General features: G+C 62.2%; 4 protein-coding genes. 1 reads left to right on the forward strand and 3 read right to left on the reverse strand.

Annotation, left to right across the window (positions count from 1 at the left end):
* From J7U37_RS24500 to J7U37_RS24510, 3 genes are all read right to left on the reverse strand, one after another.
* The coding region (locus tag J7U37_RS24500) for a transposase (protein WP_247637436.1) at positions 1-238 on the reverse strand (238 nt) is incomplete at its 3' end.
* Positions 239-369: 131 nt separating this feature from the next.
* A complete protein-coding gene (locus J7U37_RS24505) occupies positions 370-3,345 on the reverse strand; it encodes an EAL domain-containing protein (RefSeq protein ID WP_247637437.1) in 2,976 nt (991 codons plus the stop codon).
* Positions 3,346-3,394: 49 nt separating this feature from the next.
* Positions 3,395-6,883, reverse strand: a complete 3,489-nt coding sequence (locus J7U37_RS24510) for a PAS domain-containing protein (RefSeq protein WP_247637438.1) — start codon at positions 6,881-6,883, stop codon at positions 3,395-3,397.
* Positions 6,884-7,403: 520 nt separating this feature from the next.
* Between J7U37_RS24510 and J7U37_RS24515 the strand changes: the two genes are divergently transcribed.
* Positions 7,404-7,925 carry a YsnF/AvaK domain-containing protein gene (locus J7U37_RS24515; RefSeq protein ID WP_247637439.1) on the forward strand — a complete coding sequence of 174 codons (522 nt, stop codon included), beginning with the start codon at positions 7,404-7,406 and terminating at the stop codon, positions 7,923-7,925.
* Positions 7,926-7,981 lie beyond the last annotated feature (56 nt).

Raw genomic sequence — 7,981 nt, forward strand, 5'->3', positions numbered from 1 at the left:
CCAAGGTCAGATCGGAGATCGCCCGACGAAGCCGCTGGTTCTCGGTCTCCAGAGACTTCAACCGCTTGACCTGATCTCCCTTCAGGCCGCCGTACTCCGACCGCCAGCGGTAATACGTGACCTCAGTCACCTCGATGGACCGGATTGCTTCAGCAACCTTGCGCCCCTGCGAGACCAAGATATCGACCTGCCGCAGCTTGGCGACGATCTCTTCAGCCGTATGCTTCTTCCGTCCCATGAAAACATCCTCCTCATGGCGCGAGGCCATACCTCAGGAAGGACCACTTTTCAGGGGGCAGGCCAAGGCCACCAAGTTCCAGCCAAGCTAACGAGATGATTATTGTCGGGGCGCTTAAATCATCCAGAGGCTCAGGCTGCCGCGCTCAATGCAGAAAGACCGATGAACTGGATCAAATCTTCCATTGTCAGAGGCTTGCTGAAGAAATATCCTTGTATTTCGTTGCAGCCATGCCGCCGAACGGCGGCAAGCTGGTCCTCGGTCTCAATCCCTTCGGCCGTGATCGTCATACCAAGGGCAACACCGAGCTTTACGATCGCACTCACAATTGCTGCTGTGCTGGGACTGTCAATATCTTGCACGAACGCGCGATCGATCTTCAACTTGTCGAAGGGGAAACGCCGCAGGTAGCTCAGAGACGAGTAGCCCGTACCGAAGTCGTCTAGCGCCGTGCGCACACCAAAGTTTCGCAGAATGTGCAGCGTGTCTATCACGTCCGGGCCATCCTGCATCAGGACGGACTCCGTGATCTCAAGCTCCAGCCGGTTGGCAGGCAGGTTTGACGCCGTCAGTGCCCGCATCACGGCCTCTGGCAGCCCGCCTTTGCGAAACTGCATGGCGGACACGTTGACCGCGACGCTTACCCCGACCGGCCATGTCGATGCAGCCTCACAGGCCGCTTGCAGGACCCACTCCCCGAGAGGGATAACCAAACCGGTTTCTTCCGCCAACGGAATGAACGCTGCGGGCGAAACAAGGCCATGCAGTGGATGACGCCAGCGCACCAGTGCCTCGACTGAGGAGACGCCGCCGCTCGTGGCGTTCACGATCGGCTGATAATGGACTTCGAACTCCCCGCGCGTGAGCGCGCCACGCAGGTCCATTTCTAAGCGCCGCTTGTACTCCACTGCCTCGTCCATGGCTGCTTCGTAGAAGCGCCGCGTGTTCCGGCCGTCCGCTTTGGCACGATAGAGAGCAAGATCAGCGCGCTTGATCAACGTGTCCGCGTCGGCGGCATCCCGTGGCGCCAGGGCGATCCCAATGCTGATGCCAAGCTCGACCTGCTCACCTTCGATCCGGAAGGGCTCGGCCATGGCCTCGATCACCCTCTGCGCCAAAGTAGCGGAGCTTGCGGGCTGATTGACACCTTCCACCTGCAAGATGGCGAACTCGTCACCACCCAGGCGGACCACTGTATCGCCCTCACGAACCTCAAGCGTCAGACGTCGAGCGACTTCTATGAGAAGCGTGTCTCCCGCCAGATGCCCGAAGGTGTCGTTAACAGATTTGAAGCGGTCGAGGTCGAGGTACAGAAGTGCGCAACCTCCGTTCTCCGCCCGGACTTCCGAAAACACCTTATCCAGCCGCTCGCGAAACAGGAGGCGATTGGGTAGGTCCGTGAGCGCGTCATGACGCGCCGACCGAGCAATCGCTTGCTCGGCTGCCTTCCGAGCCGTGATGTCAGTGTGCGTGCCAACGACGCGAAGGGCACGTCCCGCCTGATCTCGGTGCACGACCCTGCCACGCGCCAGAACCCAAGCGAATTCACCATCTTTGCGGCGCAAGCGATGCTCGCATTCGTAGGTCGCGGTGAGGCCCTTGAGATGATTGTAGAACTGGCGCTGTGCCATTTCTCGATCCGCAGGATGGATCAGGGCTGTCCAGGTCGCGATGCTGACGGGGATGTCGCCTGGACTGAAGCCCAGCATGCCGAGCAAGCTGTCGGCGAACCAAAGCTCCTGATCGTGGACCGACCAGTCCCAAATGCCGTCCGACCCATTCTCCAGAGCGAGCGCGAGACGCTCCTCGCTGGCTCGCAAGCGGGCTTCACCTTGACGTTTTTCCTCCTCGATCGCCCGGCGCTCGGTGATTTCTCGCACGACGGCGACATAGCCATCCGGTGCTGATGTTCCAGACTTGAACGCGGCGTTGAGCGCAGTCTCTACCCAGACCCAGGAGCCATTCCGATGTCGATGGCGAGCCGAGACGACGCCGCGAGTAAGCTCTCCGGCCGCAACCCGCCGGATCGTGCCGAAGACCATGGCGGCGTCGTCCGGGTGGATGAAGTCCGCGACCTTCGTACCGATCAGTTCAGCTTCTTCGTAGCCGAACATCGCCTTGCAGGCAGGAGAGACGTAGCGCCGGTATCCCTCGCCGTCCGCCCAGACGATCATGTCCGTCGCATTGTCGGCCAACAATCTGTAGCGAGCCTCGCTCGCCTGAAGCGATGTCTCCCATTCCTTCCGCTCCGACACGTCACGTAGGAAGGCGTTGAAGGTAACGACACCGTCACAGCGATCCGCCGACATGGCCATCTCAATCGGGAACTCGGTTCCGTCGCGCTTGATGGCCGCCACCTGCATCTGCCGGTTACCGACAATGGCGCTGCGCCCGGTTCTCAGATAGCGGCGCATGCCAAGATCATGAGCGGCACGCAGCTTCTCCGGCACGATCGTCTCGGAGAGGAAGCGCCCGACTGCTTCCTTTGCGGTCCAGCCGAAGAGTTCTTCGGCGACCGTATTCCACCGCGTGATGACGCCCTCGGCGTCCATGCTGATAAAGGCATCTTGAGCCGACTCCAGCACGCGGCGATACGCGCCCTCCGTCCGTGCTATCGCGGCATGGGCCTCATAAAGACAGAGATGTGCCTCGACGATCCGAGCAAGGTTCCGTAGCTGCTCCCTGTGCTTGACGGTGAACATGCGAGGAACTGTATCGATCAAGCATAGTGTGCCCAGCCGAACGCCGGGTCTCAGGACCAGGGGGGCTGCCGCGTAGAAGCGGATATAAGGCGTTCCGATGACCAGTGGGCTCTCCGCAAAGCGCGTATCTCGGCGCACATCGTCGATCACCAGGAGGTCGTCGGAGCCAATGACGTGATCACACAGGGCGCTGTCGCGCGGTATGTCACCCGGCCGAAGCCCGCAGGCAGCCTTCGGCCAAATTCGGTCTTGATCAACGAACGCGATCATCGCGATGGGTACGGAAAACAAGGCTTGAGCGGTTTGACAAACCGCATCGAAGTGCGGTTCGGGCGGCGTATCGAGAATACGCAAATCGCGAAGCGCTGCGAGCCGCTCGGTCTCGCTCGCTGCAAACGGCGGCATCGGACCATCCATAACTCAGGACCGCATCGAGCGCATGCGGTCATCGACGCTAGCTCAAACTCCTTGACGAAGTGCTCACGGACCCGTGTACTTGCAAAATTCGTGGCAGGTGTTGAACAGTGCTCATGCCAACACCCGGTGTGGCGTCATGGACGCAGTAGGTATTTCGGCCCGCTGCCTTGGCCTTATAGAGCGCAACATCCGCACACTTGAACACTCCATCCTGGTCGAAGCCATGGTCGGGGATCAGCGCAATGCCGACGCTAAGACCGACCGTGATCTCGTGCCCCTCGAACAGGAAGGGGCGCCCAACCGCCGCGATCAACCGGTTCGCCAGCACGGCCGCATCGTCCAGGCCGTGCAGCCCGGTCTGAAGGATGACGAACTCGTCGCCGCCTAAACGCGCCAGCGTATCCTCCGTGCGAAGGGCTGATTTCAAGCGCTTGGCCACCTCGACGAGCAGTGCGTCGCCCGCAGGATGGCCGAGGGTGTCGTTGACCTGCTTGAAGCGATCCAGGTCGAGGCAGAACAGGGCGAGCTTCTCGCCCTCGCGGCGAACCTCCGCCAGCTTCTGCTCGAACCGCTCCCGGAACAGGGCGCGGTTGGGCAGGTCCGTCAGCGTATCGTGACGAGACAAGTGTGCCAGTTGCTGTTCGGTACGCTTACGCTCACTGATGTCCAGGTTCAGGCCGACGATGCGTGTGGCCTCGCCGGTCGTGGCGTCGAAGACCACCCGGCCGAAGCCAAGTAGCCAACGCTCCGACCCATCGGCCCCATCAGAGAGAAGCTGGAACTCGGAGGCGTAGGTTGACCGGGCTGCGACTGCCTCTTCGACCCCCACGCGGACAGCCTCGACCCCCTGCGGATGGACCAGCGCTTTCCAGTCGTCGATGCTGACCTCGATGACGTCATCTTCGTCCAGGCCATCCGGCACCACCAAGCCCAACATACGGGCACTCTGAGGCGGGTATCGCACGAGGCCCGTGGGAAGGCTCCATTCCCAGATCGCCGCGCCCGCAGCTTCCTGCGCGAGGCGTAGGAAATCGGCGGTTTCCTCAAGCTTGTGGCGCGCCTCGACACTGTCGTGGATGTCGAGCGCCGTTCCGATCCAGCCCAAGATGCCTTCGTGCTGACTGATCGGCAGCATCATGAGTTTATGCCACCGGTAAGCCCCGTCGTGGCGCCTCAGACGGCCTTCGACTTCAAAGGTTCCGCCCTGGGCGAGCGCGCTCCTCCAGGTTCGCTCCATACGTTCCGCGTCATCCGGATGGTTGTGGTCCAGGCGCTCCTGGCGCGTCACCCCGGCCGAGCCGTAGTAGGTCTGGAACTGTTGATTGGTGTAGGTGGCGCGCCCGTCTTCCGGCCGCATGACCCACACCATCTGCGGCAGCGCGTCAGACAGGGCACGATAGCGAGCCTCACTCTCCGCGAGGGCAAGCTCGGCGCGCTTGCGGGCGCTGATATCGATCTGCGTGCCCACCATGCGAAGCGCCCGGCCCTCATGGGTCCGGCTGACCACCTTGCCGCGCACAAGTACCCAGGTGTAGGTGCCGTCTTTCCTCAGGAGCCGGAATTCGCATTCGTAGGCGGGGGTCTGCGCCTTGAGGTGCCGGGACATGATTGCCGTGGCCCGCTCGGCGTCGTCGGGATGGGCAAGGCGCATCCACGAGGAGAGGTCTGACGCCAACTCTCCCCTGGCGTAGCCCAGCATCGCGTACCAGCACTCCGAGAACCACGCCGATCCTGATCCGACGTTCCAATCGAAGAGCCCGTCCGAGCCGCTATCGAGGGCCAGCGCTAGCCGCTCCTCGCTCAGGTGCAGGGCATCCTCCACGGCCTTGCTGGTAGAGATATCGCGCAGCGTCGCGACGTAGCCGGTCGGCTCGCCGGTCTCGGCATCACGCATGAGGTTGAAGGAGTTCTCCAACCACACCCATGCCCCGTTCCGATGTCGGTAGCGCTGGCGCGTGAGAGCGCGATCTATCTTCCCGCGAGTCAGGTCGTCGAGGACAGCTTGGTAGGCCGGGGCGTCCTCTGGATGCACATAGTCGAGCGGGCGCGTGCCGATGAGCTTCTCGGCCTCGTAGCCTAGAACCGAATCCATCGCGGGCGACACGTAGCGCCGGGTGGTATCGAGGTCACACCAGACAATGATGTCGGTCGCATTCTCTGCCAGCAGGCGATAGCGGCGCTCACTCTCCTGGACAGCCACCTCCGAGGCCCTGCGCCGCGTGATATCCGTGCAGGTGATCAGGAAGCCACCGTCTGGCAAATCTACTCGGAGAACCTCAAGAATGCCTCCATTCAGGCTGGGCCATTCGAGGACGTGCGGGAGGTCCCGGAGGCCGGTGATCTCGACGGGCGGGTCGATGTCGCCCGAAGGCTGCGAGAAGTCGCCTCGCGCCTGCTGAAAGGCTCGGATGTCGTCGAAGGACGCCGTCTCACGCAGCACCGCCTCGGGTATCGCCAGAAGCTCTCGCACACGCGGATTGAGCAAGCGAACGCGCTCGTTGGGGCCGAACACGATTAGGCCCTGATCCATGTGCGTCAGCGTCGTGCGTAGGTCGGCGCTGGCCTCCCGCGCCTTCTCCTCACTCGCGGTCAGGTCGGTGATATCGAGGATGACGCCGTACAGTGCTGTCAGGGCACCGAACTTGTCGTAGTCGGGAGCGCCCTGAACCAGGACATGCCGTAGACTGCCATCGGGCCGCATGACGCGCGCCCGTCCCTGGTAGCCGGAGGCATGCGGCCCGATCCCGGCGAGGGACGCCTCGATGCGTGCGCCCACCCCGGCTCTGTCGTCCGGATGGTAGTAGGTGAGGTGCTGCTTTAGGGGAAATGATCCGGACTCGGGCAGCGGGCGTCCGAAGATGCGCCCGAGCCCGTCAGACCATGTCACCCGCCGGTCGTCCGGCGTGATCCGCCAGTGTCCGATGCTGGCCGCGTTCTCGGCCATACGCTGGGCTCGGAACATGGCCTCAGATGCGGTGACGCGTTCCAGCAGGGCATGTTCCGCCTGCTGTCGGGCTTGAGTTTCGGCTTCATTCACGTGCCGTGACAGGTGCAGGCGCAGGTGCGCCACGACTGTCTTGGCGAGGTTCCGGAGTTGCTGCTGCTGCTTGAGCGAGAAGGCGCGTGGCTTCGTGTCGATGATGCAAAGGGTGCCCACGCGAAGGCCGGGATCAAGGCTCAGGGGTGCGCCTGCGTAGAAGCGGATATGGGGGGCGCCTGTGACAAGCGGGTTCTCGGCGAAGCGCTCGTCGGCAGTCGCATCCTCCACGACCAGGACCTCATCGGAGAGGATGGCATAGGTGCAAAATGCAATCTCGCGGGCGGTGCCATCGACGTCGAGCCTGCATCGCGCCTTGAACCACTGCCGGTCCTCTTCCAGGAGCGACACCAGGGCGATGGGCACGCCGAATAGGTCGGAGGCCGTCTGGCAAACGGCGTCGAAGTGCTCCTCGGCTTCGGTACCTATGATCTGGAGAGCCCGCAGCGCCTGGAGCCGTTCTTCCTCGTTCGATGCAATGGGGAACATGACGGGTGCCAGATGACGTAAGCTGAGTGGCTCAGGTGCCATCCCCCATGACGATGCCTTCCATCCGGTTAATGATCGCCCACTGAAAGCCATCATCACCCCCGTCAACCAATGGCCTTCCAGCGGCCATTACGGGACCGTCACGAACAACTTCACGAAGACCGTTGTGGTGAACTTCACGAAGCCGTCTTCTGACCCTCAACGACGCTGTCACCTGACGTTAGCTTGATGAAGTAGGCTATCGCTTCATCGGCAGTCATCCGCTCGGAAGACGACTAGCCCGCGACTTCACGAAGGTGATTGACGAGCCACAGGTTGGAGCTAGACGCACCCTTTGGGAAGCAGGATCGCACTGTATGTGAAATCCCTTAACATCAGCGGAACCTACTTAGACGGGATCGGTTCGTCTCCCTAGTGGAGTCGAGCGATCATGACCGATACTCCTGATGCCGATCGCATCACCGGCAATGGCCGTGAGCTTCCGTTGGCGAGCCACTTGGCACTTAGCCGTGCACCCCAAGTGGCTGAGGCTCATCCTCGATCCTTGCCTGGAAGCGATGCTGTCATCGAGCTTGTCGAAGAGACGGCGCGTGTCGAGAAGCGCCTCGTCGAGACGGGGCGGGTTCGGGTTAGCACGCGTACTGAGACCACCGAGCAGGTTTTACGCGAGACCCTACGCGCAGATGCCGTGGGCGTGACCCGCGTGCCGATCGACCGAGTCATCGCTGAAGGCGAGACCCCGCCACAGGTTCGAGATGAAGGCGGGGTGACGATCATCCCCATCTTGGAAGAAGTCCTCGTCGTCGAGAAGCGGCTGGTCCTTAAGGAAGAGATCCACATCCGCCGCACCACCTCCGGCGAGGATGTCGAGGTTCCGATTACGTTGCGCCGCCAGAGCGCCGTGGTCGAACGCGTGAGCCCCGAGGGGGAGATCACGGAAACGCCAGCAGTGGAGACGGGTTATGACTCAAACTGTCCGACGTCAGCACCTGTGGGACAGATTGAGGGTCTTCACGAACGGAGGATGGCTGGTTCATCGTAGCCCCTGAGGAGCGAAGATGAAGCAGACATCCGGACCGGCCAAGAAGCCGGCAGAAG

This window comes from Methylobacterium sp. 37f (genome assembly GCF_023093475.1).
Classification (GTDB): domain Bacteria; phylum Pseudomonadota; class Alphaproteobacteria; order Rhizobiales; family Beijerinckiaceae; genus Methylobacterium.

Excerpts from the sequence above, each read along its gene's own strand:
- J7U37_RS24505 (WP_247637437.1), bottom strand. The coding sequence starts at position 3,345 with ATGCCGCCGTTTGCAGCGAGCGAGACCGAGCGGCTCGCAGCGCTTCGC.
- J7U37_RS24510 (WP_247637438.1), bottom strand. The coding sequence starts at position 6,883 with ATGTTCCCCATTGCATCGAACGAGGAAGAACGGCTCCAGGCGCTGCGG.